Source organism: Endozoicomonas sp. ALE010, from assembly GCF_049310165.1.
In the GTDB taxonomy this organism is placed as follows: domain Bacteria; phylum Pseudomonadota; class Gammaproteobacteria; order Pseudomonadales; family Endozoicomonadaceae; genus Endozoicomonas.
The window spans coordinates 20,037-46,955 of record NZ_JBLYNV010000015.1 but is presented as its reverse complement, the minus strand read 5'-3'; the positions used below and the strand labels follow the sequence as shown (position 1 = coordinate 46,955).

At 46.9% G+C, this 26,919-nt stretch carries 16 protein-coding genes; 8 read left to right on the top strand and 8 right to left on the bottom strand.

The genetic code is table 11. The features are described 5' to 3' along the window. Nucleotides 1-214: 214 nt before the first annotated feature. Complete coding sequence (locus tag ACO6UY_RS08735) at nucleotides 215-997, bottom strand: hypothetical protein (protein WP_422459799.1); 783 nt, start codon at nucleotides 995-997, stop codon at nucleotides 215-217. 44 nt (nucleotides 998-1,041) lie between these two features. Then, the gene (locus ACO6UY_RS08730) at nucleotides 1,042-2,151 is read right to left on the bottom strand and encodes a hypothetical protein (RefSeq protein WP_422489656.1); all 1,110 of its coding nucleotides are present in this window, start codon (nucleotides 2,149-2,151) and stop codon (nucleotides 1,042-1,044) included. Nucleotides 2,152-2,786: 635 nt separating this feature from the next. Between ACO6UY_RS08730 and ACO6UY_RS08725 the strand changes: the two genes are divergently transcribed. Beyond that, nucleotides 2,787-3,455 (top strand): RraA family protein, encoded by a 669-nt coding sequence (locus ACO6UY_RS08725; RefSeq protein WP_422448170.1) that lies wholly within the window; start codon nucleotides 2,787-2,789, stop codon nucleotides 3,453-3,455. A 118-nt stretch (nucleotides 3,456-3,573) separates the two neighbouring features. Here the strand turns inward: ACO6UY_RS08725 and ACO6UY_RS08720 are convergent, their stop codons facing one another. Next, the gene (locus ACO6UY_RS08720; RefSeq protein WP_422489654.1) at nucleotides 3,574-4,896 is read right to left on the bottom strand and encodes an MATE family efflux transporter; all 1,323 of its coding nucleotides are present in this window, start codon (nucleotides 4,894-4,896) and stop codon (nucleotides 3,574-3,576) included. Nucleotides 4,897-4,977: 81 nt separating this feature from the next. Here ACO6UY_RS08720 and ACO6UY_RS08715 point away from each other — a divergent pair, with 81 nt between their 5' ends. Then, the gene (locus ACO6UY_RS08715; protein ID WP_422448166.1) at nucleotides 4,978-6,582 is read left to right on the top strand and encodes a hypothetical protein; all 1,605 of its coding nucleotides are present in this window, start codon (nucleotides 4,978-4,980) and stop codon (nucleotides 6,580-6,582) included. 288 nt (nucleotides 6,583-6,870) lie between these two features. Further along, on the top strand, nucleotides 6,871-8,448 hold the full coding sequence (locus ACO6UY_RS08710) for a hypothetical protein (RefSeq protein ID WP_422448164.1): 1,578 nt from the start codon (nucleotides 6,871-6,873) through the stop codon (nucleotides 8,446-8,448). Nucleotides 8,449-8,608: 160 nt separating this feature from the next. Here the strand turns inward: ACO6UY_RS08710 and metH are convergent, their stop codons facing one another. Next, the gene (gene metH / locus ACO6UY_RS08705; protein ID WP_422489686.1) at nucleotides 8,609-12,316 is read right to left on the bottom strand and encodes a methionine synthase; all 3,708 of its coding nucleotides are present in this window, start codon (nucleotides 12,314-12,316) and stop codon (nucleotides 8,609-8,611) included. Between the two features lie 202 nt (nucleotides 12,317-12,518). On the opposite strand from metH, the gene ACO6UY_RS08700 reads away from it, so the two are divergent. Both ACO6UY_RS08700 and ACO6UY_RS08695 read left to right on the top strand, forming a co-directional pair. Continuing rightward, entirely contained in the window at nucleotides 12,519-15,848 is a 3,330-nt protein-coding gene (locus tag ACO6UY_RS08700; protein WP_422489652.1) for a hypothetical protein, read from the top strand. A gap of 154 nt (nucleotides 15,849-16,002) precedes the next feature. Next, nucleotides 16,003-19,278 carry a hypothetical protein gene (locus tag ACO6UY_RS08695; protein ID WP_422489650.1) on the top strand — a complete coding sequence of 1,092 codons (3,276 nt, stop codon included), beginning with the start codon at nucleotides 16,003-16,005 and terminating at the stop codon, nucleotides 19,276-19,278. Here the strand turns inward: ACO6UY_RS08695 and ACO6UY_RS08690 are convergent. The 4 genes from ACO6UY_RS08690 to ACO6UY_RS08675 form a co-directional block, all read right to left on the bottom strand. Then, the gene (locus ACO6UY_RS08690; protein WP_422448158.1) at nucleotides 19,271-19,723 is read right to left on the bottom strand and encodes a deoxycytidylate deaminase; all 453 of its coding nucleotides are present in this window, start codon (nucleotides 19,721-19,723) and stop codon (nucleotides 19,271-19,273) included. The two genes, ACO6UY_RS08695 and ACO6UY_RS08690, sit on opposite strands and share 8 nt — an antisense overlap. A 63-nt stretch (nucleotides 19,724-19,786) precedes the next feature. Further along, complete coding sequence (locus tag ACO6UY_RS08685) at nucleotides 19,787-20,119, bottom strand: type II toxin-antitoxin system HicB family antitoxin (protein ID WP_422448156.1); 333 nt, start codon at nucleotides 20,117-20,119, stop codon at nucleotides 19,787-19,789. After that, complete coding sequence (locus tag ACO6UY_RS08680) at nucleotides 20,116-20,370, bottom strand: type II toxin-antitoxin system HicA family toxin (protein WP_422448154.1); 255 nt, start codon at nucleotides 20,368-20,370, stop codon at nucleotides 20,116-20,118. Before ACO6UY_RS08680 ends, ACO6UY_RS08685 begins: the two co-directional genes overlap by 4 nt. A gap of 171 nt (nucleotides 20,371-20,541) precedes the next feature. After that, a complete protein-coding gene (locus ACO6UY_RS08675) occupies nucleotides 20,542-21,756 on the bottom strand; it encodes a multidrug effflux MFS transporter (RefSeq protein WP_422448152.1) in 1,215 nt (404 codons plus the stop codon). A gap of 258 nt (nucleotides 21,757-22,014) precedes the next feature. On the opposite strand from ACO6UY_RS08675, the gene ACO6UY_RS08670 reads away from it, so the two are divergent. From ACO6UY_RS08670 to ACO6UY_RS08660, 3 genes are all read left to right on the top strand, one after another. Next, nucleotides 22,015-23,052, top strand: coding sequence for a hypothetical protein (locus ACO6UY_RS08670; protein WP_422489648.1), 1,038 nt, complete (start codon nucleotides 22,015-22,017; stop codon nucleotides 23,050-23,052). Nucleotides 23,053-23,340: 288 nt separating this feature from the next. Next, entirely contained in the window at nucleotides 23,341-24,390 is a 1,050-nt protein-coding gene (locus ACO6UY_RS08665; RefSeq protein WP_422489646.1) for a potassium channel family protein, read from the top strand. 442 nt (nucleotides 24,391-24,832) lie between these two features. Then, complete coding sequence (locus ACO6UY_RS08660; protein ID WP_422448146.1) at nucleotides 24,833-26,893, top strand: AarF/UbiB family protein; 2,061 nt, start codon at nucleotides 24,833-24,835, stop codon at nucleotides 26,891-26,893. Nucleotides 26,894-26,919 lie beyond the last annotated feature (26 nt).

Sequence of the window (26,919 nt, the reverse complement as noted above, 5' to 3'; positions counted from 1 at the left end):
CTGTTTTCATTCTTGTTCGCCAGAGCAAGAGCATCGTACAAAAAACATCACCGGAGATGCAAGGCACAAGCTGCCCGCAGTAAGAAGCGTGGATTCTGGCGTCAGCAGTTGCCTGCAACAGGCAGATAAGCCCTTGATTAAAGGGAAAATAGTTTTCTAACAATTTAATAGGGAATGCTCGGTCAGCCTCCTGGGAGGCTTTCTGGGAATAGACTCAAACCATCGAAGAGGGAGGAATATTATTGCCCGAGTGGAAGCCATATTGACGCCAGACTTTATCGGGGGCATTGTCTGCGGTCAACAGCTGGTGACATTCAGCGCGTCGGGGCTCCAGATAAGCTCTTAATATGCCAATCCGCATATATTTTTCAGAGCGCATGTGACGGTTGTTGACACGCTCTTCTTCCAGCGACTCCAACTCTTTTGCCGCCTGCCGGTAATCATGCAGAAAGCGCTGTTCCGGCGAACGCCAGAGGTAGGCTGCTGAACGCACCAGCCCCTTGGCGACACCATAACCTGCCAACATGATCATTCCCCCGGCAGTCCCCACTAATGCCCCCACCACCGCCGCTGGGGCGCTAATAGAGAGTGACGGTATCAGGGTAACCATGGAGAGACCCCCGGTCAGCGAAGCCATCAGCAAGACGCCGGATGTCAGCCCCACCAGACCACCCAACAGGCCACTGAGCAGCAGTCGCCGGGTGGTTACGCTGTCATTAACTGCCCTGATGACATTAGCACCAATGATTTTTATGGCGGATGCCAGTTTTTTTAATCGGGAGGGTGATTGTTCATTTACAAGATTGTAATCGCTAACCTTAATGGTGCGCTTTTCCAACGGGACCTGGGCAATGTCTGTAAAATTTTCCTGGGGAGTGGTTAAAGGCGGTACCACAACGACGCTGCCTGACGAGTCAGTTGCAACTTGATCCGGGGGAAGCAAAGGCCCTTGGAAAGGGGGTAATACCTGTTGTGAGTCAAGATGTGGCAACGTCATCAGTCTTTCCCTGTTATGTTTTTATTACATATCAGTCTAGCCATTCAGGGAATACCTGCTGCGGTGGCATTCCATATCAGTTCCCGGTCAAAATGAAGTCCATCAACGGAATAGGACATTTTGACCCGATACTGTTCCCCGGCGACAAAACCTCCAATCGGAAAAACAGCGTGGAGATAACCATCAGGGCGATAGTAATTTTTAGAGGCGATTTCCTGCCATGAGCCATCGAGCATCAACTTTTGCAGCTCAAGCTCCCTGTAAAAATAAGAAAGTGGCCGATCAGCAATAAACATAAAACGTCCACGGCCAATATTGCTATTCAGGCCGATAGTTCCCCCTGGCTCAGGATACACCGTAAAATGTGGCTCAACCTGATCATGCCCCTTGAACCTTGCCCAGTAGTAATCCCATAACCTCGCAACACTGATCCCGGTATAATTGATGCCGCCAATGCCGTCCCGGTAGTTCTGCCGGAGCCATGGGTATAACCGACTGTCCATAAGATTGCTGAACGGATTGACCAGCTGCCGCTCCCAAACGGCTGCTGCCACAATATTACCCTGTCCTTCTTCAAGGTGGCTAATTTGTACTCTCGATTTCAGCAGTGGTTGCAGCGCCTGATAAACCACATCCAGCGGTGATACCGCAGTAGGATGCACATCGTAGGCTCCCTGGTAATCGTACAGGGCGTATTTGTCGACGATGGTATCCTTGGACGTGGCCAGATGATCCCCCCCACGCCCATCCACCTCGTCGGATAAACTCATCAATAAATTGTCATAAATTTCATCCTCAAAGCCATGAGCCACCATACCCATAAAATGGGAAACCAGTTTTTTACACTCTGCCAGCTGCAGCTTGTCAGGAGGGCAGGTTTTCTGGACTCGGGAGAAATAGGAGCGATGGAATTTCGACCAGTGACTGATCTCGGCATAAGGATAACCATTCAGGTAACCACCGTCCGGTAGGCCAGAACCAATCACCCACTGCGCCTGGTACTCTTGCAGGATACTCCTCAACGCCGGGTCAGAGACCAACTCAACGGCCTTCTTGCTCATCTGGATATGGACGCTGTGACCGGCACTGAAAGCCTTGACCGCCAGGCAGAGACTGACCAGCAGGACCCATCTGACCCTTGACAATCTGTTCATGGGAACGCTCCTCAATATCGACTTATTAGTAGTTGTTATTATCGGTCGATGGGGTGTAATGATGATCTCTTCTGGCCCCTGAAGGAATGGCATTCCTGCGTGAGTATTTTTGCTACAGCATCATAGGTAAAATCGGCTTTGATAAATTTCCGACCCGAATTTTCAAGTGCTTTATTTGCTGCTTTTATCTTTTCCAGGCGTTCCTGGGCGAACTGTAAATCCTCGGGAATGCTATAATCATTGGCCTCTTTGTAAGTAAGTAGTTAACCAAATGAAATCGTATTTTCTGACTAAGTGGACAGTCACTCCCGGCAACTGCTCCTGCGTTGCTCTAGCTCCTGCATCCATGCAGTCGTGCGGCGTTACAACTACGGTCACATAGCTACGGCTATGCTCCCTACGTTGTGCCTTGCATAGTAACTGCCCACTTAGCCAGAAATATACGATTCCATTTAGTTAACTACTTATCGTCTTCCTGTTGGTCAGACAGGCTGGCTTTATTGATCAGTTCATCAATTTTTGTACTGAGCTCGGCTTCTATGCTTTTCAGCCTCCTGTGTTGGTGATCTGACAGCACTTACCGGCAGAGTCTGGTGGTCAGGTCAGCTGTAAACCCGGTATACCTGAGGTTCCCCATGGAGTTAAACGAAATACGTTCCCGCCTGGCTGATTTGAAAACATCCCATCTTGCGGATGCTGACCAGCGTCTGAGAGTGATGAACTCGGCAATAAGACCGCTTCAGACGGGTCTTAAGCTGATCGGATCTGCCTATACCGTGAACTGTCATAATGACTTTCTCACGGTGATCAAGTCAATTCAGGAAGCCCAATCCGGGGATGTTATGGTTATTGAGACCCAGGGCAGTGTATTAGCCGTGGCAGGGGAGCTGTTATCAACGGAAGCGATGCGCAAAGGGGTTGCCGGTTTTGTTATTGACGGGGCCTTTCGTGATACGGCATCGGTAAGAGCAATGAATTTCCCGGTTTATGCACACACGTTTACCCCAATGTCAGGCACGTCAAAACGGATATTTCATACCCGGGAGGTTGTTGAGTGTGGCGGTGTAGAGGTTCGTCCGGGTGAGATTATCTTCGGTGATGATGATGGGGTACTGGTTTTATCTTTGGAAGAAGCAGCACATTTGATTCCTGTCGCTGAAGAGATTAAGGCCAGAGATGAACGGGTACTTGCCAGGCTTCAGGAGGGGGTTTCACTGTATGACCTGATCAATTTCGATGAACACTGGCAAAAAATAGAGGCCGGTGAAAAAAGTGAACTGACATTTACGGTCGACCAGGGGTGAAGTGCAACCAGTGCATAACTCACTTCAAGGCGGAATATTGCCTGAGCGGCTTGCTGCTGGTTGGAACAATGCAGCTCTGAATCGGATGAGTTGCTGTTTAACCGGGAAAATGCCTTCCTTAAATCTGTACTTTACTCCAGCGCCGTGAGCGCCAGACAACCAGGAAGCTGACGGAGGTAATCATTCTCTGCAGTATGGGTACTGACCAGACGGTGGTAAGTCCAAACCCCAGAACAGGGCCTATAAGCCAGCACAGCGGCAACAGAATCAGCCACTGTGCAACAAATCGGATATAGAGCACCGTTCGGTTGGCACCCGCTCCCAGTAAAGCCTGAATAAAGACCAGGGAGGGCGCATCCAGAACAATGCCTATGCCGGTTAACTGCATCGGGATTGAGCCCATTGCCAGTAGTGAAGGGTCATGGAGAAAGAGCGACAGCACAGCCTCCGGGGTAAAAATCAACGGCAGGCTCAGTACCAGTAACACGGCGCTGGCTGTATACATGACTTCCTGCCCCCAGCGCCAGGCAACCTCTGGCTCCCGGGCTCCCAGACTCTGGCTGACCAGGGTATTGGCAGCCATGCCCAGACCCAGACCCGGCAGTATCAGCATCAGGGAGGTATTCATCAACACATGGGCGATGGCCATTTCACGGATACCTAATTGGGCAACAATGGCAAACAGCATCATCATGCCAAGGGCAAACAGGGTCTGTTGCAGGGAGTCAGGAATCGCCAGAAGAACCAGGCGCTTTAAGGCCGGCCAATTTCTCCAGTGCGTCAGGAATCCGAATTTTCTGGCTCGCTTATTCAGCATCCGGAAATTAAGCAAGGCTCCCAGGTACATGGACAGCAAGGTTCCCAGGGCCGCTCCCTGCACGCCCAGGGCAGGCAGGCCAAGCTTTCCGTAGATCAGGATAAAGCTGAAGATCACATTGCAAATATGGGTGCAGACCAGCAGTTTCAGAAAACCGTTTGGCTCACCAATGCCGTTCCAGAAACCTCGAAATGAGAGGTTCATGGCGGCTGCGGTAAGGGCCATGACCCGAATCTGAAAATAGTCCGTTGCGTCCCCTTTAAAGGTGGGAGATCCCTGATCAAATAACGCCAGCAACCAGGGGGAAGTGATGACCAGGATAATACTGACTGGCATGGCAAAGCAGAAGGCAATGATCAGTCCATGATTGGTTGGCATGGCACATTCATCAAAACGGCCTGCACCAACACGGCGGGCAACCTGAGCCTGGACAGCCGCTGAAAGGCCGGTCATCAACGATAGCGCTACAAAATTCGCATAGCTGCCAGCACCCACAGCGGCAAGGGCACCTTCTCCCAGGGGACCCACCAGTGCGGCATCAACAAGGTTGATCATGCTCTGGGAGAGCATGGCCAGCATGATGGGTACGCCTAACTGAAAAATGGTGGCAAGCCTTTGCTTCATTAAGCTAAATATCTCCAGCATTTATGAACTATCGGGCAAAAAAAAGTCCAATAAAAAACCGCACAGAAACCTGAAATTATTATGAACATAACATCATCAAAACCGCTATGTGTACAGGATTTACAAGAAGCCATTGCCGATGTTGCCAATAAACCATTGGTCACCAGTCATTTTGAACGCAAAAACACGGTATCCTTGTTCAGATCTATACAAGACAGAACGATCACTGGCATTAGAATATCAGGTTCTGTGTCCGATAATCTGCAGTTTTTATCAACACTTGAAAACCGACAACTATTAACCACAGCTGAGGTCATGGCATTGTCACGGGCTGTTGTCAATGGAGAGTGCATTATTAGCCCGGAACAGTGCAAATTTCCCCTGAGTATTAACCTGTTAAGATGGCTCAGTGGGTTCCTGCGGATTATGGAGCGATCGCCGTTAGTGAAAATGGCCGTTGAGAAAATTATCATTGATGCTCCGGTTCATTCAGCCGTTGATTTTTTAATGTCTGAAATGCCGAATGAAAATAAGGATAACGTGGAAGATTTCCTCAAAATAAATGTTATGACCAGTATGCTGAAGTCACACAGCCAAATGAAGTCGGTGAAGGACCAGTGTGATAAATATATCTCTGAAAATCAAAGCTCAATGACTGATGAAGAAAAGAAGCTCTATCTCTATGGGCTATTGTTACCCTTTTGGGATGATTGGGAAGAAGATAATCAAAGTTCTTTATTGGCACGGAATCAGTTTTTCAAACTTAATTTTTCGTTCCATTACGAACATATGATTAACGTTATTAATCAACTTGATGAGAATATACAATACTCAAGCTGTATGCATGAACGAATTGATCGACTGGGTATCAACAAAGTTTTAATACTGAAAAAAGAATTCTGTGAATTGGTAAGATCGGTCGCATTCCAGCGCTTGCCTGATGAGAATATCCCTTGTCTGGATGATATGGAATTAAACAAACTGTTTGACACAAGAGCACTGCTGGATAGAAGTTATGCAGAGTTCACTAAATACCAGACTGTTGGAAGGGTACGTATGGAAAAAAGTCCGATTGTTCCAATGGCTCTGGCAGAAAAGGATTTAGAACATTTGTACGTTAACTACATGGGCATTCATCTTGAATTAGATTTAGGCGATAAAAGGCGGGCTAATCTGGTGAATTTTATTGGCTTGAATAGTAGATGTTATTCAGCGTTGGGTTCCCGGTTCAATAGTATTAACAAGTATATAGGGGATGTTTACCATAACAAATATGTTGAGCTTTGCTATACAGCATTTCAAGACTGGTTCAGGGATCATAAGACCACAAAGTTAGAAACTATGAGTTGCTTTCATCAATTGTGGTGTGATGATTATTCAAAAATGAATGATATAAAATGGTTTGTATCAATAATCGCCCGGGCTGGATTGATGCCGGGTAATTGTATCTGGTTCTCTGATAACCCGTCGTTGATCTGCCCTGAGTGTCATTTTAAAGAAAATCTCAAAAAAGTCGAAAAGTCCGGGCTGAGTAACATACCAGAAACAATCAGGCAGTTCGCATCAGAGTTGATACGTCTGTTGCAACATCACAGTGAGCGTGATTGTCATTTGGCGCAGAGTATAGATCCTCAACGATTGTGGAATGAAAAGTATGAGGGCAAACTGCCCTCCGGTTACTTTTGAGACATTGAAATGTGCAATTTATTTTGGAAATACCCCTTATCAGGTCTAGCAGACAAGATTGGGGTGGATCCAGCCTTCAGCTTCTTTTAAAGACCAGCCTTTACGTTCAGCGTATACTTCCAACTGGTCTTTATCGATTGATCTGGTTGGCAGGCCAGAAGCCTATGGTTCCCCGGGTACTGATCAACTTTTCGTTGACCAGTTTATCCAGCATATATGAACTATCAGTATAAAAAAGAGTCCAAAATCGGCGGTTGATCAAAAAATAAAAACAGGTATTGGATTATTATGGATACAACATCATCTAACCCAATATATTTACAGGATTTACACAGAGCCACTCCCGATGTTGCCAATAAACCATTGGTCAACAGTCAGCTCGAACGCAAATGCAATGGGGTGTCCTTTTTTAAATCTATTCAAGACAGGGCTATCACGGGCTACGAAATACCCGGTTCTGTGGCTGATAGCCTCCGATTTTTATCCACCCTCCAAAGCCGACAACTATTTACCCCTGTTGAGGTTTCGGCATTGTCACGGGCTGTTCTCAGGCAGGAGTGCGTTATTAGCCCGGAGCAGTGCAAGTTTCCCCTGAGTATTAACCTGTTAAGATGGCTCAGCGGATATCTGCGGATTATGGAGAGATCACCGTCAGTGAAGCAGGCCGTTGAGAAAATCATCACTGAAGCTCCGGTTCAATCAGAACCTGAATGCGTATTACCAGAGCTCAGCCTGCCACAGTTATACGACGAACTGAGTTCAGTGAAGGCTCAATGTGATGAATATATTACTGAAAATCAAAGCTCAAAAATGCTGACTGAGAGAACAAGGAGGCTCTATCTCCAAAGGTTATTGATACCCTTTAAGGGTACATTGATAAAATATTCCATAACGTCAAGACACCTGACCTGCACGAACCTGAATATTTGCTTTGACGAATGCAGTTTTGCAAAAATTTATGACAATCTGAAGAAAATGATTGGTGGACTTAAAGAGGCTATCCAGTATTCAACATGTATGCATGAGCGCATTGATCGATTGGCTATCAACAAAGTTTTAATCGTAAAAAAAGAATTCTGTGAACTGGTAAAGTTGATCGCATTCCAGCGCTTGCCTGATGAGAATATCCCCTGTCTGGATGATATGGAAATAAACAAGCTGTTTGAAACAGTGGCACTTCGCGATAGCAGTTATGCAGAGTTTATCAAATGCACAACTGTTAATTATTTATATACTTCGCAAGGGGATGATATTCCAATGGACATATCACAAAAGGACTTGCAACATTTGCACATTAACTACCTGGGCGCACACCTTGAGTTAGATTTTGAATATCAAAACCCGGGGGATCTGGTGGATTTTATCGGCAGTGAACGTTATTCAGTGTTGGGTTCCCGGTTCAATAGTGATGATAAGCGTATAGGGGACGTTTACCTTAAACAATCTTTTGAGTGGTGCTACGCGGCATTTCAAGACTGGTTTAAGGGTAAAAAAGTTGATATCGATTATTTTGTAACTGATATATTCCTTCATAAATTGTGGCATCATGATTATTCAAAAGTGGGTGATATAACATGGCTGGTATCGGTAATCGCCCGGGCTGGACTGGTGCCAGGTGATGATCTCGGTTTCTCCTATTACCCGTCATTGACCTGCCCTGCCTGTGGTTTTTCCGAAAATGTCAAAAAAGTCGAAAAGCCAGCTCTGAGTGACATGCCAGAAGCAATCAGGCAATTCGCATCGGAGCTGATACATCTGCTACAACATCACAGGAAGCGTGATTGTCATTTTGCCAGGAGTGTAGATCCTCAACGATTGTGGAATGAAAAGTATGAGGGCAAGCTGCCCTCCGGTTACCAGGTCTAATTGGCTAGGAGGCTGACCGAGAATAGCGCCCGTAGCGAGGATGGCAGAAAATTGAGGATAAAAATTTCGTTTTGTGAGGTGAATAGCGGGGCTATTTGCCGAACAAAACGTAATTTTTAGACCAATTTGCTGCCACCGCAGTAGGGCAGTCTATTCTCGGTCAGCCTCCTAGATTGGGGTGAAGCCAGCGTTCCGCTTCTGCTAAAGACCAGCCTTTACGTTCAGCATATACTTCCAACTGGTCTTTATCGATTTTACCCAGGCCGAAATATCTCGCTTCAGGATGGGAGAAATACCAGCCACTGACACTGGCCGCAGGCATCATGGCAAAGTGTTCAGTGAGTGACACGCCGGCATTTTCTTCACCGTTCAATAGAGCGAACAATGCCGTTTTCTCCGTATGGTCCGGGCAGGCCGGGTAGCCGGGCGCTGGACGAATACCGGCGTATTTCTCCCTGATCAGCTCTTCATTACTGAGCTGCTCATTGGAGGCATAACCCCAGTACTCCTTGCGCACTTTTTCATGCATACATTCAGCAAACGCTTCGGCAAAACGGTCTGCCAGCGCTTTCACCATAATGCTGTTGTAGTCATCACCGGCTTGTTCATATTGCCTGGCCAGTTGGTCTGCACCAATACCTGCCGTTACCACAAAACCGCCCACATAGTCTGGCAGGACTGATGATTCCGGGGCCACAAAGTCAGACAAGCTGTAATTGGGCTTATCCTCCGGTTTTGGTGCCTGCTGACGGAGGTGATGCAGGATTGTTTTGATGTGGCTTCTTTTTTCATCCTGATAGATGGCCAGGTCATCGTGATTGATCTGGTTGGCGGGCCAGAAACCAATGGCTGCCCGGGCACGGATCAACTTTTCGTTGACCAGTTTATCCAGCATCTGCCGTGCATCGTGATACAGGTTGGTGGCTGCTTCGCCGACCACTTCATCTTTAAGAATGGCGGGAAACTTACCGGCCAGATCCCAGGTCATAAAGAACGGAGTCCAGTCGATGTAATTGACCAGTTCTTCCAGCGGGAAGTCATCGAACACTTTAACGCCGGTAAACGTCGGAACCGGTGGCTGGTATCGGGACCAGTCCGGTTTGAAGGCGTTATCCAGGGCTTCCTGATAAGTGAGCAGTGCCCGTTTGTTGCTCCGTTTTCCGTGACGGATCCGGATTTTTTCATACTCGGAGCGGGTCTCTGTCACCAGAGCGGGCTTTAATGAATCACTCATCAGCCGGGTTGAAATCCCCACACTGCGGGAGGCATCGGTGACATAGATGGCAAGATCATCCTGGAACTGCGGCTCAATTTTTACCGCCGTATGGGCCCGTGATGTGGTCGCTCCACCAATCATCAGTGGGCGTCTGATGCCCTGACGCTGCATTTCACTGGCCACATAAACCATTTCATCCAGTGATGGGGTGATCAGACCGCTGAGCCCGATAATATCAACGTCTTCTTCCACTGCGGTTTTCAGAATGGTTTCGCAGGGAACCATGACCCCAAGGTCAATAACCTCAAAGTTGTTACAGGCCAGAACGACACCGACAATGTTTTTACCAATGTCGTGTACATCACCTTTGACCGTCGCCAGCAGAATCTTGCCATTGGATCGCGCACTCTCGCCTTTCTCTTCTTCGATAAAAGGGACCAGGTGAGCAACCGCCTGTTTCATCACCCGGGCACTCTTCACCACCTGGGGCAGAAACATTTTACCCTCACCAAACAGGTCGCCCACCACGTTCATGCCATCCATCAGTGGGCCTTCAATCACTTCAATAGGACGGCTGGCGGCCAGTCTTGCCGCTTCAGTATCGTCAACAATCCAGGTGGTAATGCCTTTGACCAGTGCATGTTCCAGCCGTTTGTTAACAGGCCATTCCCGCCAGGCCAGATCTTCCTCTTTTTTGCCGGAAGAACCACCTTCCCGATATTGGTCTGCAATGGCCAGCAGCGCTTCAGTCCCATTCGCTGAGCGGTTGAGGATGACGTCTTCAACCTTGTCTTTCAGCTCCGGGGGAATTTCTTCATAGATCTCCAGCTGTCCGGCATTGACAATGCCCATGGTCAGTCCGGCCTTGATGGCGTGGTAGAGAAAGACCCCATGAATGGCTTCCCGAACCGGGTTGTTCCCCCGGAAAGAGAAAGAGACATTACTGACCCCACCGGAACTCATGGCGTGGGGCAGATTCTCGCGAATGTATTGCACCGCATTGATGAAATCCACCGCATAGTTATTGTGCTCATCAATACCGGTGGCCACAGCAAAAATATTGGGGTCAAAAATAATATCCTGGGGCGGGAAGCCGACGTCATTGACCAGAATGTTGTACGACCGCTGACATATTTCTATTTTCCTGGCTTCGGTATCCGCCTGACCCTGCTCATCAAACGCCATAACCACAACGGCGGCCCCATAATTGCGGCAAAGACGGGCCTGACGGCGGAAAATATCTTCACCTTCCTTCAGGCTGATGGAGTTGACAATGCCCTTGCCCTGAATGCATTGCAGCCCGGCTTCGATGACCTCCCACTTGGAGGAGTCGACCATGATCGGGACCCGGGAAATATCCGGTTCAGAGGCCACCAGATTCAGGAATGTAGTCATGGCGCTTTTGGCATCCAGCATCCCTTCATCCATGTTGATGTCGATAATCTGGGCACCGTTTTCCACCTGGTCACGGGCAACATCCAGAGCCGTATCGTAATCTTCTTCGATGATTAAACGTTTGAAGCGGGCGGAACCGGTGACGTTACAGCGCTCACCGACATTGACGAACAATGAGTCCCGATCAATGGTAAATGGCTCCAGACCACTTAAACGACAGGCCACCGGAATGGTTGGCATGACTCGTCGGGGAATATCAGCAACCTTGTCGGCAATGGCTTTAATGTGTGCCGGTGTGGTACCACAGCAGCCACCAATAATATTGACCAGGCCGGATTGGGCAAACCCGGCAACAATCTCTGCCATCTCATCGGGACTCTGGTCATATTCACCAAACGCGTTGGGCAGACCGGCATTGGGGTGAGCACTGGTCCAGGTACCTGCGCAGTTGGACAGTTCTTCAAGATAGGGGCGTAACTCACTGGCACCCAGGGCACAATTCAGACCAACGGACAGTGGCCGGGCATGTTCGACCGAATTCCAGAAGGCTTCTGTCGTTTGACCTGACAGGGTGCGACCGGAAGCATCGGTAATAGTGCCGGAAATCATGATCGGCAAGGCAAAGCCCAGCTGGTCGAACAGGTCTCGCAGCGCATAGATGGCCGCTTTGGCGTTCAAGGTGTCAAAAATGGTCTCTATCAGCAGGATATCAGCGCCGCCTTCAATCAATGCTTTGGCGGCCAGCTGATAGGCGTTCACCAGTTCGTTGAAACTGGTATTTCGATAGCCGGGATTGTTGACATCAGGGGAGATGGAAGCGGTTCTGTTGGTTGGGCCAAGAACACCAGCGACAAAACGGGGTTTATCCGGGTTGGCCCGGGTAAATTCATCGGCCACTTCCCGGGCAAGAAGGGCTGCCTGGTGATTAATTTCCGGTACCAGATCTTCCATCTGGTAATCTGCCATGGCGATGGTGGTGGCATTAAAGGTGTTGGTTTCCAGAATATCAGCACCGGCTGCAAGATACTCCCGGTGGATCTGTTGAATAATGTCCGGACGGGTCAATACCAGAAGATCATTGTTGCCTTTCACATCGCAGGCATGGCTGGCAAAGCGTTCGCCACGGTAGTCCACTTCCTCCAGCTTATAGTCCTGAATCATGGTGCCCATGGCACCATCAAGGATCAGAATGCGTTTTTCCAGCAGTTGTGTCAGGTCAGAGAGGGCTTTTTTTTGGTGTGGCGTAGCTTGCAGCATAGATAGCAGACCAATGTTATTTTTTCTAGCGGGCATAGTACCAGAACTTGGCTCCCGGATGCCTCTGGTTTCTGTTGGGTCAGGAAGAAGTGTAAGTGTATGGGTTCTGTAAATAAACGACCCATGGTACCAACATAGTGAAACCTTCTTTCATCGAGGGTATCCAATTGTTATGAAAAAATAGTTAAGCAGGAGGTAAATCATGGAGCCAATGAGTAGCAGCCACACCCGGATAAGGCTTAACTCCGGGGATGGGAAGATGTGTTCTGATACACGACCGTTGATGGTTACTCCAACAAGTGATCAAGCGCTGACTGATGCAGCCGCGATCAGAGATGGTCATGGGAAGAGCTTTGTTAACAGGGAGGTTCGTGTAATTGAAGTGTCCGAACAGTTTCATGGAGTCAGTACAGGTGCTCTATTGAAACCGAGCCAGAGTGAAACGGTTCAGGTAGCGCTATGTGAAGGTGCGCCACAGGAAATTAAACCGCAGAGTGTCGAACATGTTGAACAAAAAAAAGTTCTGGACCCGGAGATGTTGACCCGGCAGCTTGATGAAATAGAAACACAGATCATTGAACTCACCGGTGTTCATGGTGAGATACCACAAAAGGAATTGATGAGATTTAAGTTAGCTGCACTGTATATCCAGGAGAATATTCTCACAAGAATGTTGTACGGCATGGCAAGTCAGGAGGAAGCATTCAGTAAGTTGGAATCGCTTGGAGACTTATTACCACAGTCATCAAATGGTGCTGCTCTCATGAGGGTGCTGGATTTATGGTGGCTTCCCGGTAACGCGAAATACTTTCCTGAAACAACCACTATTTCTTTAAAGAGGCTTAATTCTGTTAGTGAGTATTTGGAGACAGCTCTCGGGGATTTGAATACAGTTGACGAGCCTTTTGACAAAGGCCGGTTGCTTTTTAACGACGAGTTGAAAAAAAAGCTGATCCCATCAGAAGGAAGCAGTGATAACAGCACTGCAAGTTCTCTTACTTCAGAATGTTTTAGTGAAAAAGAGTTTAAAGAGGTCTTGGGCAGACTTCTTAAAAAAGGGGGCAATGAATGTTTTACGGCCAGTCAGAATAGATCTCAAGTGCATGGCTCTGCTTTAAGTGATGTAGAGGATAATCCCTGCAGGGATGAATCGGAAGGCGTAAAAAGTAATAGTATTAAGAGGGAGTTATTAGAACAGTCATCCAAAGCTATGAAGTCTGACTTCAGTTTGACCAAGCTTGATAAATTAGTGGTTATTTTCCACCATCTTTACCAAATACATAACAATAAAATGTATATTGAATCACTTAATCTTACCAATATTGATGTTCTTGAAAATTATTTTAACGAGCTTTTATTGGAAACAGAGTTATCCATTTATGAGAAAGAGATTGCCTGGTTTGCTTTTCTACAATCATTAGGACATTTTTACTACAAGATAGCTATGGAGTGCACAGTCAGTTACTGTGCTGGAAATAGTAATTATGTAAAAACAGCTCATTATAATAAGGCAATAACTTACAATGCCAGGCTTCATAAAATGGCGATGGCAAGTATTAAAAGTGATGTTTGTCAGAGTGCTGACTTTTGGGTTTTAAGCCTGCTCGGTTCAGGGTTTCTGATGAATTATCGCTGGACATCCAGAGACAGGGCTCAATTAACCTCTCTAAGCATGGCGGTGGCGAGAAGCCCTAAACAGGAATCGGAGATTGCACTGGCAAAATATACCTGTTTTTCTATCGCAGAAGTTCTGGAGGATGTTGGAGCGTACAGAAGTGTTGCTGATAATTCTGAAAAATACAATACCTTTGCACTATTAACCATGCTTTGGAATGATCTTGGGTTTTCCCGTTGGCCATACTCAAACACCTTGAATCCGGAAAAAGCGCTTGAATATCTGGAATTCATTCGATATGAAATAGCCAGTAATGATAATCAAAGTGCCGAATTGTTGAAGCAATCCATGGATATTGCCTGTGAATTTAATAAATTGATGCAGGGGTCGACGCCGATTTCACAGCTGTATTCTGAAAGAATCGCCCTGTATTACTTTATGCGGAATGATCCTCAAAAGGCATCGGAACTTCTTAAGTTTACCAAGGGTAAAAGCAAATCGCTTTATTTTGGGCTTTGCATGGCATCAAAGGGTGAATACCTGTTTGCCATTCAGTTTATTGAAAAGGATAAAATTAAAGATGCTTGTATTAAAGCACTGTTAGGTATTCTGTGCGAAAGGCATGCCAGCTCTAAGAACGAATCATCTGAAGAATATAATGAATTGCTCACAAAAGCAGAGCTTAATTATCGGGCCGTGATTGGCTCACGGCCTGAAATGAATAAATATTTAGCCATGTTGATTGAAAAACGAGGGCATCTGTCAGACTCGCTAAAACACTGGAAAGCTTACCGCTGTTTTTTACATGATCAGGAAGATAAAAGTAATATAAGGTCGGTAAGGTTTAAAATTCCCATGGAGATTAAACTGGTTGGTGAAAAAATTCTGGAGTTGGAGAGCCTGATAGGGGGAATTAAATCTGAGAAAAAGGCCGAGTCACTATTGGGTGATGATAAATCTTATGGCCAGGGAACTGTGGAAAAGAAGCCTGAACGTCAACCTGCCAGGAAAAGGAAAGGCAAGAAAAAGAGCCAACCTGCTGCCGATAGGAAACCGGCTTGCCAGGAACAAAAGCCAGCAGACATCCACAGCGAAAAGCGTTGTTCTATTCAAGTGCCGAATCCCGGGGCTGAGCTACATCTTACCAGTGGATCAGAGTTTGAGGGACAAACCGATCCTCAACACCATTATCAACAGGGCCTGAACGAAAACCAATGGCAGCTGGTCACTGGGAAGTCTGACCCGTTTCGGCTTGTTGTGAATCAAGGGGTTAAAATTCCTGTTTGCTTTTCAATAAAAGAAGTCGAGCGTCACTGGGGAAATACCCGCAATTTGAGAAATGTTTTAACCAATCGGCTACTCTTCCTTGACATTGGCCGGGGAGATTATGATGGGGTTTTGGGACTCATTGATCAATATGTGGGCAAAACTGACAATCCGGTAGCACAGTTACACTTCATACAAAATAGAGAGTGGCTGTTGAGATGTAAGAGTTTTGATAACCGTGCACTTTATGTCCATTGTCGTCGTTCTGGGCAAACGATCCAGGCATTAAAGGCAGAGTTACGGTTATCTATTTTGCAGTGTGTGCGGGAACAGGTGGAGTCTGTTTTTCAGCATGCGTTTCAGTGCTTACCTACACCTCTGTGGTTCAGTAATCCCGAGTTGTTGAAAAAGGACATGAAATACCTGATAGATCACGTTCATCCTGAATTTTGTGTACAGGTTGGCGCTCAATTTTCAACAGCGGCCCATGTAATGAAAGATATTCACTGGGAGTTTACCTGCCAGAGGGTAACCGACCAGACATGTCGCTCACTGTATGGCCACTCCCCCGGGGACTATGCCAATTTGGCTGAAAAGTTCTATAACTTTCGTGATTTTATTGATCCTCAACATCTTTCGGACATTATTTAGCCCGGATGGCGACGCCGTTTTCCCGACAGGCTCCCAGGGTATCTATTGATCAATATAAATAAACAGGCGACAGATTATGGACCCAATAAGTAGCAGCCACAGCCCGGTAAGGCACAGCTCTGAGGGCGGGGAGGTGTGTTCTGATACACAACCGTTGGAAGTTACACCAACAGTATTGGTCGGTGAAAAAGCCCTGAAGGAAGCGGGCACGTTCAGAGATGGTCATGGGAAAAGCATTGCTAACAGGGAGGTTCGTGTCATTGCAGCTTCCGAACAGTCTCATGGTACACATGATCTGTTGAAATCAAGCCAGTGTACTTCGGAGCAAGTATCGCCGTGTGAAGGTTCGCAACAGGACGTTAAACCACAGAGCACTGAACATGCTGAACAACAGACAGCTCCGGATCCGGAAATATTAGCCCGGCAGCTTGACGAAATAAAACAACAGATTATTGATCTCACCAGGGTTCATGGTGAGATACCCCATCAGGAATTGATCAGGTTTAAGTTGGCGGCTCTGTATATTCAGGAGAATTTCCTCATAAGAATGTTGTACGGCATGCCAAGTGAGCAGGAAGCATTCAGTATGCTTTATTCTCTCGGAGACTTAATACCACCATCAAATGGCAATGCTCTCATCAAGGTGTTGAATTTATGGTGGCTTCCCGATAACGACAAATACTTTCCTGAAATTGAATCCTTAACGAAATTTTATTCCGTTTGTGAGCAGATGAAGGCAGTTGATAAGGAGTTGGAAAAATCTATTGAGTCTATTGATAAAAACAAGCTTTTTCTGAAAGCTTTTGAGAAGTTGAAAAAAGCAGTTGTCTCATCAGAAGGGGACAGTGATAGCAGTAGTTTAAGTTCTTTATCTTCAAAGTTACTCGCTAAAGAGTCAGAATGCAAAGAAGCTATGGTTAGAATAAGATCTATTATTGAAAAAGTTCACCATGAAACGGCTATTGCTGGCTATAATCGGTGCCAAATGCATAGCCCTGCTTCAGGTGATGTAGAAGAGTGTCGATACGGGGATGAACCGGGAGCCGTAAAAAGTAACAGTGCCAGGGAACAGCAGGAGGGACAATTGGCTGAAGTTGCAAGATCTCCCTTTAGTTTGACCAAACTTGATAAAGTGGTGATTATTTTTCACCATCTCTACCAGGAATATTGTGATGGTCATTATGTTGAAGTAGTTAATGCTGGCAATGTTGACTTTCTTGATAATTACTTTAACGCACTTTTATTAGAAACAGAGTTGGCCGTTCATGAGAAAGAGATTGCCTATTTTGCTTTTCTTCAGGCATTGGGACATTTTTACAACAAGGTAACTATGGAATACTCAATGTCATCCTATGGCTACTCTTCCGGAAAAAATGCTGCTGTAAAGTTAGCCCTCCCGGGACAGGTAAAAACATACAACCGTATTCTTCATAAAATGACGATTGCCAGCGTTGAAAGAGGCATCTGTCGTGTTGCTGACTATTGGGTTTTAAACTTTCTGGCTGCAGGATTCTTGGTAAATTATCGCTGGAAAACGACTGACAGGGTCCAATTAGCCGCACTAAGCTCGGTATTGGAGAGATGCCCTAAACAGGAATCAGAGATTGCACTGGCAAAATGTACATGCTTTGCAATCGCAGAAGTCCTGGAGGATGTTGAAGTATTTAGAAGTGTTGCTGAAAACTCTACAAAATACAATACTCTGGCACTGTTAACCATGCTCTGGAATGATCTTGGGTTTTCCCGTTGGCCTTACTCTACCACTTTGAATCCGGAAAAGGCACTTGAATACCTGGAATTCATTCAAGTGGAAATAAATGACCATAAAAATCAATCTGCTGAAATAGTCAAAAGAGCTATGGATTATGCTTATGAATTAATTCTATTGATGCGTGGATCGACACGAAGTGCACAACTGCGTTCTGAAAGAGTTGCCCTGTATTACTATATGCTGGGTAATCCTTCCAAGGCATCAGCGCTTCTTGAATTTGCCAGGCATAAAAGTAAAACACTTTATTTTGGACTTTGCATGGCCTCAAAGGGTAAGTATCAATTAGCGATTCAGTTTATTGAAAAGGACAACATTAAAGATGTTTGTGTAAAAGCATTGTTAGGTATTCTTTACGAAAAGCTGGCCAGCTCTCAGGGCGAGTCAAGTGAACAATTTACAGACCTGCTGAATAAAGCAGAAGTTAACTATCGGTCGGCGACTGGCTCACGGCCTGAAATGAATAAATATCTTGCCATGTTACTTGAAAAACGAGGAGACCTGCCAGGCTCACTGAAGCATTGGAAAGTTTACCGATGTTTTTTACATGACCAGGCTGATAAAAGCAATGTAAGGTCGGTCAGGTTTAAAATCCCCATGGAGATTAAACTGGTTGGCGAAAAAGTTCTGCAATTGGAGAACCGGTTAGAGGAAATTCAATCTGAAAAAAATGCCTGTTCATTATCGGGAGATAATCAATTTCACTGTAAAGAGGCTGAGGGAAAGGCACCCGAAAGTGGACCTGCCAGGAAAAGCAAAGCCAGGAAAAAGAGCCCGCCTGCTGTCGTCAGAAGGCAAGCCTGCCAGGAACATCGCCAGGAGAAAAAGCTAACTGACGTCCAGAGTGAAAAGCACTTTGCTATTCAAATGCCCGATCTTGAGTCAGAGCGAAAACCTGACAGTGAATCAGAGCTTGAGGAACAAACCGATCATCAGCAACAGAGCCCGGACGAGAACCAGTGGCAACTCGTTACTGGCAAGCCTGAGCCGGTTCGCCTTACTGTGAATCAGGGCGTTAAAATTCCTTTTGGCTTGTCAATAAAAGAAGTTGAGCGTCACTGGGTGTATACCCGCGCTTTCAGAAATGATTTAACCAATCGGTTGCTCCTCCTTGACATAGGCCGGGAAAATTATAATGGGATTTTGGCAATCATTGATCAATATGTGGGTAAGATTGAAAATCCTGTAGCACAGTTACACTTTATCCAAAATAAACAGTGGCTGTTGAGATGCAAAAGCTTTGATAACCAGGCGCTGTATGCCCAATGTCGCTATTCCGGACAATCGATCCAGGCGGTAAAAGCAGAGTTACGGTTATCTATTTTGCAATGTGTGCATGAACAGGTGGAATCTGTTTTTCAGCAAGCCTTTCAGTGCCTGCCTTCATCGCTTTGGTTCAGGAACCCCGAGTTGTTGAAAAAGGACATTAACTGTCTGATAGGTCACGTTCATCCTGAATTTTGTGTGCAGTTTGGTGCTCAATTCTCAACAGCGGCACATGTCATGAAAGACATTTTTTGGGAGTTCACCTGCCAGAGGGGAAAAGGCCAGACGTGCCGCTCACTGTATGGCCACTCCCTTGACGACTATTCCGATTGGGCAGATAAGTTCTATGACTTTCGTAATTTTATCGATCCACAGCATGTCTCGGATGTTATTTAATGGATACCTGCTCAATGGCAACGCCGTTTTCCCGACAGAACTGTGATAGTTCTTCCTGGGGATTGCGGTCGTACTGGATGTCATAAACAATGCGCCGGATACCGGCCGCTAACAGGTTTTTGGTGCATTGATCACAGGGGCTGTGGGTCACATAAGCGGTAGCCCCCTCTATGGGAGTACCCAGCCGTGCTGCCCAGATAACCGCATTGAGTTCAGCATGAATTTCATGCCTGAGTGACCAGGGGTGGTGTTCTTCGTAGTCAGCCTCATTACAGTTGATATAGCCTGAAGGCGTGCCATTAACCCCTGTGGAAAGTACCCGCCCATCCTTGACCAGCAGACAGCCTACCTGAAGGCGCACACACTTTGATAATTTGGCCAGGGAGTGGGCCATCTCCATATACACAGTATCAACCGATCTAATGCCCTTGCTATCAGTGGCCATTGGTCATTTGTTCCTTGAGTTTTCTGAAAACGTCGTCTTTACGCTTACCAGACACAGAAGCTATTAATTCAGGCTCTGGCGCAATGCATCATTAATAAACTGATTCAAACTGCGGTTACTGGCCGCTGCTGCCACACTGGCGGATTCGTGCAGATCCGGGTCAATACGCAGGTTCAGCTTGCCGGAGAAAGACTTGCGTGGCTCTATACCTTCCTCCTGACAGGCCTCCAGAAACACCTTCAGGGAGACTTTGCCTTCCTGGTGCAGGCTTTTGACATCCGCCGCGTAAAAATCTGCGCCGCCATTCAGGCCAATAAACTCGCCACGGAACAGGTCAATGTCCGGGTCGTAAGTAATGACAGCGATATAGCCGTTGATGTTCATCTGGTTAATCATGGCGTCACTCCGTGGTTCTCCAGCCACCGGCGGATACTGGCCACCGCGCCCTTGTCGGTATCCGGTGACGGATGTGGGCGGTGAAAGATCCGTACCTCACCAAACAGTACCACCTTGATCCGGCTGCCTTCACGCTCTTCAACTTTGGCACCAAGAGCAAGAAACAGGTTTTCAATATCGGCCCAGTGAATGCTGCCGCTGACCGGTCTGGCAAACAGTTTGCGCAGTGTCGTGGCATGTTTCTTTTTCATTGTATTGATTGGTAAATAGTATAGTTGCAATGGTACCGGATAATAGTACTATCGACAATAATCCGTTTATATGGCCTGCTCCCCCCCCCCCCCCCCGCACTCTCTGACCCGTTGGCAAGCCGACTGAGAAACCGGGTATGGTGATTCATACCCGCTTTGATAACAACAGATTCAGGCAGCCTGTGGAGTGACTGCTGATACATCGCTGGTTTTCATCAGACAGACACCGGAGATGGCAACTGCGATTAAGGTGATCACTGACAGCGACAGGGTACCCGCTTCAGGCAGAAAGCCGATCAGTGCACTGATCAGTGTTGCCAGCAGCATCTCAATAAAGAAAATCAGGCCCGCTGCGGTACCCATATTCTCTTTCATATGTTCAGTGGCCCTGGCCTGACAGAGCGGCATAAACAGACCGAGACCCAGTTCATAAATAGCGATACCCGCAACATAGCCGGTGATGGATTGACCATCCGTCAGCAGACCGCTCACCAGGGAAACCATGGCACCAATCATCAACAGGCTACCAGCGACCAGGGTGCTCTGGGTCCGGCTCATGTTGGCGGTCAGTTTAGGGCCCATGGATGCGCTGAACAGGTAGCTGGCAATAGCCACAGCAAACAGGTAGCCATAGGTTGCCGGAGAAATGCCTAACTGACCAATAACCACAAAGGAGCCTCCGGCAACAAACACAAAGGCTCCGGCAAATGCCGCACCGGCGGCAATGGTAAAGCGCAGGTAGCGGGCATCCGTCAGCACCGCTTTATAGCCTGCCAGCACAGAATTTTTCGATGTGGTTGCCGTGGTTGTTTCCTGCTTGTGTTCTGGCAAGAGCGTCAGTGCCAGTATCGCAATCACCGCCATGGCTGCCATCACGTAAAAGCTGTACTGCCAGTCGGCATACTCCTGCAGATAACCGCCGACAATGGGTGCGGCCATGGGGGCAATGGTCAGGCAGCCGCCAATATAGGCCAGCATTTTCACTTCCATCTGGTCACGGTAATAGTCCCGGGCCATCATTCTGGCAACGGCAGTTCCGAAGCAGCCAAAAACGGCCTGGGCAAAACGGGCGGCAATGAACAGATAGATGCTATCCGTCAGCAAAGTGATTGCTGTTGCCGCAAGGTAAAGGGAATAGCCCATCAGCAGGGTTTTCTTTCGGCCCAAACGATCAGCCAACGGGCCGACAATCAGCATCGACAGGGAAAAGCCCAGCATGAATAAACCAACACTCCATTGAGCGATCGCGGAGGTGGTGCCAAAAAACGCGGTGATTGCCGGCAGCGAGGGGGTGAAAATATCAATGGACACAGGTCCTACCACCGCAAACAGGGTCAGGAGAATCAGAACAAAAGCGGGGTGTTTTTCGGGAGTCAGGTGTCGCATGGTGGTCCGCTGATAAGTTGAAAAATAGGGAGATAATGCGACAGGTACGATTGATCAACAATCCGTGTTTATGCCAATTATCAGGATGTTGATCGCTGTTTATAGAGCAGACATTAATTTAATTATGATGTCTGCGCTGGTTTGCCGGTGGAACTCAAGATTGATATAAGCGCAAAGGGCTGTTAAACCGATTGACTGAAGCCTTGACCAACTACTCAGCGGGGCTGAACTATTTGCTGATCATAAGGTCTAAAATTGGTGACTGATTATCAGTCGTTTTTACGAGCTAAATTATCGGGTGTTCAAAAAATGATTACAGCTACTCGTGACGTAAAATCACCGCAAGCAATGAGTCTTTCTATCCTGGAGGAGGGCCCAGCTTCATCGAAGGATGTAAAGTTCGGTGATACCTTCCGGACGATACAACCGGTTGTTGAGCCGGGAATTCTGCAACGGGCCAACGATGCAATCAATATAGATAGCTATGATTTTGTTAAAGATGAATATAATACAATACTGAAATCCAGACTTTGTTCACGAGTGTTGCCAGGAGTTGATGACAACCAATGTATTTTTTCTTTAATCCCTGAAGGCTATCCAGAAACCAAAGTACGCGTACAATTTGCTCCTGATTCTCGGATTGTTAATCAGAAAAGCTTTGAGTGCCAATTAATGACCAGTGATAAGGCATTGATTGATCTGGCAATAAAAGGTGTAGAGGTGTTGGCCGGGCAATTCTCATTGCAGGGTCAGACTGTGGAATTGTGTGCGTTGAGGATCATTCGAAATTACATTCGCAGTGACGGTTTAGTCGGAACTGAATGGTTTCGTGATAGGGGGGATTATAGCCTCGTGATGTTAATGAATGATGATTCAGTTAAAGAGGGTGGTCCTTATTACACGGGAGGAGGGCTGGCAACAGCGGAATTAGAGGGGAGGGATTGTTTTGGAATATATTATGCTACTAAGGGATCTGCTGAAGACCACCCTTTCGAAAAAAACCTTGGTCATGTTTACTCAAACACAGACAATCTTATTCATCGATTCGCTAATGCCAAATATGTCCCGGATGAAACTGAAAAGCAGCCGGCTAAACCTCGGGAAAACTATGTTGTAGAGCCACCCTGGGGAAAGCCTGTTGAACAGAGGTTATTGCATATTGTTATGACCCCCTCTTATGATACCCTCCAGCCAGTTGTTATGACCCCCTCTTATGATACCCACCAGCCAGTGTCGCGGTTTATGTCCGTCGTGTCTGACTTATCCAGGCGAGTGCAATCCTGGGTTAATGATTAGTTGGTGAATTTCCACCCATAGTCTCTGGTTATACATCAGGTGTCAGATAATAGGCTTTCCTGTGCAGCACACCATCATCTGCGTTGCTCTGGTACGCTGTACGGGACTATTGCCCGTAGCGAGGATCGCGAGAAATTGAGGATAAAAATTCGGTGTTGTCTGGCAAACAGGCCTGGGACCTGAAAAGGCCTGAATCACAGATCTTATAAGTTAACGTCATGAATATATGTGTTATTATCACGCACTGGTGATATATCAGACTTCTGGACCATGCATGGTAGGGTTAACTTGAGTTTTCTGAAATCAACTTTGCGGTTCTTTCACCACCAGTTTCTGAAACTGAGCTGGCTGGTTTTGCTGATCGTTTTGCTGGGCCACTTTATTTTATCCTGGGCGCTGATGTGGCTGGCCGGTGAATCAGCGCTTCTGCCTGTTGATCAGTGGTTTTATTTTTATGTCACAACATCGACCACCGTCGGCTATGGCGATCTGAGTCCGGGTACTGCCTCAGGGCGGGTTCTGGCCGCGTTGTTTATTCTCCCCGGTGGCGTTGTGCTTCTCACAGGAGGCCTGGGGAAGCTGTCATCATTTTTTCTCAGGGTATGGAGTAGAAGAATGCAGGGCAAAGGGGATTACTCAGATTTGGATAATCATATTGTCATATTTGGCTGGAAGCGAAATCACACCCCGAAAATGTTGCAACTGATTTTTGGCGACAAACGTCGTGAGAATCGTAAGATACTGCTCTGTACCAGCCAGGAAATGGAGAATCCTTTTCCTGACCAGATTTTGTTTGCCCGAGGGGAAAGCCTGACGGAGCCGTCGTTTATTCAGCGAACCGGCATTGGCAATGCGGCCAGAGTGATCGTGTTCCGTGACTCCGATGATCAGACCCTGGCCACCTGCCTGAGTATTGCCGCGACGAAAACCAAAGCCCATGTTGTTGCCTGGTTTGAAAGCCAGCAGATGGTACACCTGCTTCAGTCCCACTGCCCGCAAATAGAGTGTCACAGTAATTTGTCCATGGAACTGCTGGTTCGCTCAGCCCAGGATCCGGGGTCTTCTCGTGTGCAACAGCAACTGTTATCAACATTGACAGGGCCAACACAGTACAGTGTTCGCGTGCCTGAAGATTTTGGAGGGACGACGTTTGGTCGACTGCTGGAGTTTTTTAAAATTCATCACGAAGCCATAGCCCTTGGAGTGGCGGGGTCTGCCACCGGAGATAACCTGAGATTAAATCCGCCCGGCAATGACCGGGTGACAGCCGGACAGGTTGTTTATTACCTGTCTGCTCATCGGATTCACGGACATGAAATTCAGTGGGAGCAGCTGTAGTTCCGGCGCTGCGGTAATCAACCCTAATTCTCGGTCAGGCTCCTGGCATTGAACTTGAGACCCATGCGGTATTAAACATTAATACCGCAATTTGGCCTTTTTCGATGATTCTCTCCCTTTGCCAACCTTTTGAGCCAGTAAAAACCAATCTCTTTCGATAATGCTGCAGGTTTACCAGAATTCTTAATTGGTACCTTAGTTTTTATTTGTGAACTATGTTTTCGCCGGGTTTATCTTTTCAAATCAAGAGCATTACTTGATGAATAATCATGCTTTTAAGTAATTGGTATATTTTAAACAGAAATAATAGTGAACTTTTCATCTTTTATTCGGTCTCAATAACTAAATAACCATTATGTGATTACTCCTCAATTGGGCTTAATCACTTATTTTTCTAATTTAAACAGTAATGTTTCCACTAATAACAATAAGGAGTTCTGTTATGATGCCAGCTAATGCACGCACTGAGTCGGCCAGCGAAATCCCGGATCAGACTCATGCTCATCCAGGAGTTGGTCAGGTTGACCCATTATCCCAAGGTGTCCATTCTGCGACCTTTACCTCGCAACAATCACCTTATGGACCCGTGGCTGCCGGTCACACTGTCAGGGCTGTCCCCCCTGAGTCACACCTGGGTGAACAGCAGTTTGACCCTGAAGACCCCTCTAAAGTGCCTGATGATCAGGTCATCGTTGGACGCCAGCCTCGTACTCTATCTTCCCTTGAATGGCTGGGTGATAGGATTAAAAAGGGGTTTGCCAGCCTGGTCAGAATGTTCAAAATGATGGGGATTCTTTTCAGTATCTATCGGCATGGTGGCAGTATAGAGAGCTTCCAAAACGCTGCTGCTAAAGCCCGGGGGGGGATTCTGGTAAAGGCGATTCAGTTTGCATGCAGTTCTCCCTCAATTGCCCAAGATCTTTTTGGTGATGACCATGAGAAATTTACCAGGACTTTATCTCACGTTGCCACCAGCAATAAGCCAATGACCGAGGCAGAGCTGATTCATTGCCTTGATGAAGCAGGTATTGATTACAACCCGGATCGATTGAATGAAAGGCGTAATCTCGGTACCGGTTCAATTGGTGAGGTCAATGAGATCATCCTGAAAAGCGGAGAGAGTCTGATTGTCAAGACCGTTTCCGAGTCAAGTGAAACCAGGGTTTACTCTGATTTACGGGTTCTCAGGTTCGTACTTGGGCTGATTACCTTCCTTGCACCGGGTTCAATTGGTAAAGGGACCAAACATGCCATTTTCTCATTCTTTGACAGTGTCAAGGAAGAATTGAATCTGATCACTGAGGCCAACAGAACACGGCAACAGGATTTTGCTTTCAAGGCCGTTGCACAGCAGCATATATTTGATATTCGGCAAGACGAATTACCGGATTATGCATACGCGCTGCCTCCCCGGCCAAATGGGTGGGAAATCCAGCATCCTGGCACCGGCACGGTTTTGCTAAGTCTTCCGGTTAATTTTAAAGTTCCAGCCGTTGATGGTAATACTGCCTCTTCCCATGCCTTGGGCATGGAAAAAATTGATGGGGTTACGCTAAGTGAACATGACCAGCCAAAACTTCGGAGTCTTGCGGCAAAGTTATTGAATATCGATGAGACGAATATATCGGACGATCATTTACTCGCCTTCAGGTTAAGTCTGAAAAAACTGGCATTCGAACACTGGTTTTACTGTTATGCCCAGACGGGGTTTTTTAATGCAGATATGCATGATGGCAATGTCATGGTTACCGTTGAGGATGGCAGACTGAACATTTACTTTATTGATCTGGGTAATGCACAAAAAGTCTCGAGGGATGCGGTGAAAGCCACCTATACCATTCTTGGCGCGATGGAGCAACTCCGTGAAGAGTCCGGTGTAGCCAGGAGAAGTCAATATGCAGATCAGGTAGTTCAATGTCTGAAAACTTTGGGTGAATATGAATCTGATAAAGCAAATTGGGATAAGCTGAAGCAGGAGGTCCTGAATCTGATGCCCTATCGTGGAGAGGGCAAGATTGATCAAAAAGTCATTGACCTGTTTAACAGAGCCTATAACTGTAATGTGAAGATGCCAAAAGAAACTGTAGCGTTGTTCAGGGCCAAGGTATTAATTGACTCCCAGATCACTATTACCGATGAAGCAAGAAGGTCGTTGGACAGAATCGTGCCTTCATTGATCAAACTGCTGGGCAGTGATGCCAGTTCAAGTGTGCCTCCCGGAAACATTGCTGGTCAAAATGCTCTGCTGATCTTGCTACGGCAGCTTCCAGAATTACGTCAACAGCTAATTGAACTAATGAGCACCATTCAAGTAACTGATGAGGAATTGGAATATGCAGTGTCTCAATTACTCTCAAAAATGCACTTACCACCTGATGAATTCAGACGTGAGGTTGATGAATTAATTCGGCAATGGCAGATGCAGATGCCGCCTGCTCATCCCGGACAGACGCACAGTCATGCTGGGTCCAGCACTGCATATCCACCACCGGTGCCAAGTTAAAGTTAATTGGCAGCAAACCCGGAGTT

What these genes read in the sequence shown, in the direction of transcription:
- ACO6UY_RS08730 (WP_422489656.1), bottom strand. Translation starts at nt 2,151, where the DNA reads ATGAACAGATTGTCAAGGGTCAGATGGGTCCTGCTGGTCAGTCTCTGC.
- ACO6UY_RS08680 (WP_422448154.1), bottom strand. Translation starts at nt 20,370, where the DNA reads ATGAAAAAGAAACATGCCACGACACTGCGCAAACTGTTTGCCAGACCG.
- ACO6UY_RS08725 (WP_422448170.1), top strand. Translation starts at nt 2,787, where the DNA reads ATGGAGTTAAACGAAATACGTTCCCGCCTGGCTGATTTGAAAACATCC.
- ACO6UY_RS08720 (WP_422489654.1), bottom strand. Translation starts at nt 4,896, where the DNA reads ATGAAGCAAAGGCTTGCCACCATTTTTCAGTTAGGCGTACCCATCATG.
- ACO6UY_RS08660 (WP_422448146.1), top strand. Translation starts at nt 24,833, where the DNA reads ATGATGCCAGCTAATGCACGCACTGAGTCGGCCAGCGAAATCCCGGAT.
- ACO6UY_RS08675 (WP_422448152.1), bottom strand. Translation starts at nt 21,756, where the DNA reads ATGCGACACCTGACTCCCGAAAAACACCCCGCTTTTGTTCTGATTCTC.
- ACO6UY_RS08685 (WP_422448156.1), bottom strand. Translation starts at nt 20,119, where the DNA reads ATGATTAACCAGATGAACATCAACGGCTATATCGCTGTCATTACTTAC.
- ACO6UY_RS08700 (WP_422489652.1), top strand. Translation starts at nt 12,519, where the DNA reads ATGGAGCCAATGAGTAGCAGCCACACCCGGATAAGGCTTAACTCCGGG.
- ACO6UY_RS08715 (WP_422448166.1), top strand. Translation starts at nt 4,978, where the DNA reads ATGAACATAACATCATCAAAACCGCTATGTGTACAGGATTTACAAGAA.
- ACO6UY_RS08710 (WP_422448164.1), top strand. Translation starts at nt 6,871, where the DNA reads ATGGATACAACATCATCTAACCCAATATATTTACAGGATTTACACAGA.
- ACO6UY_RS08735 (WP_422459799.1), bottom strand. Translation starts at nt 997, where the DNA reads ATGACGTTGCCACATCTTGACTCACAACAGGTATTACCCCCTTTCCAA.
- ACO6UY_RS08690 (WP_422448158.1), bottom strand. Translation starts at nt 19,723, where the DNA reads ATGGCCACTGATAGCAAGGGCATTAGATCGGTTGATACTGTGTATATG.
- metH (WP_422489686.1), bottom strand. Translation starts at nt 12,316, where the DNA reads ATGCTGCAAGCTACGCCACACCAAAAAAAAGCCCTCTCTGACCTGACA.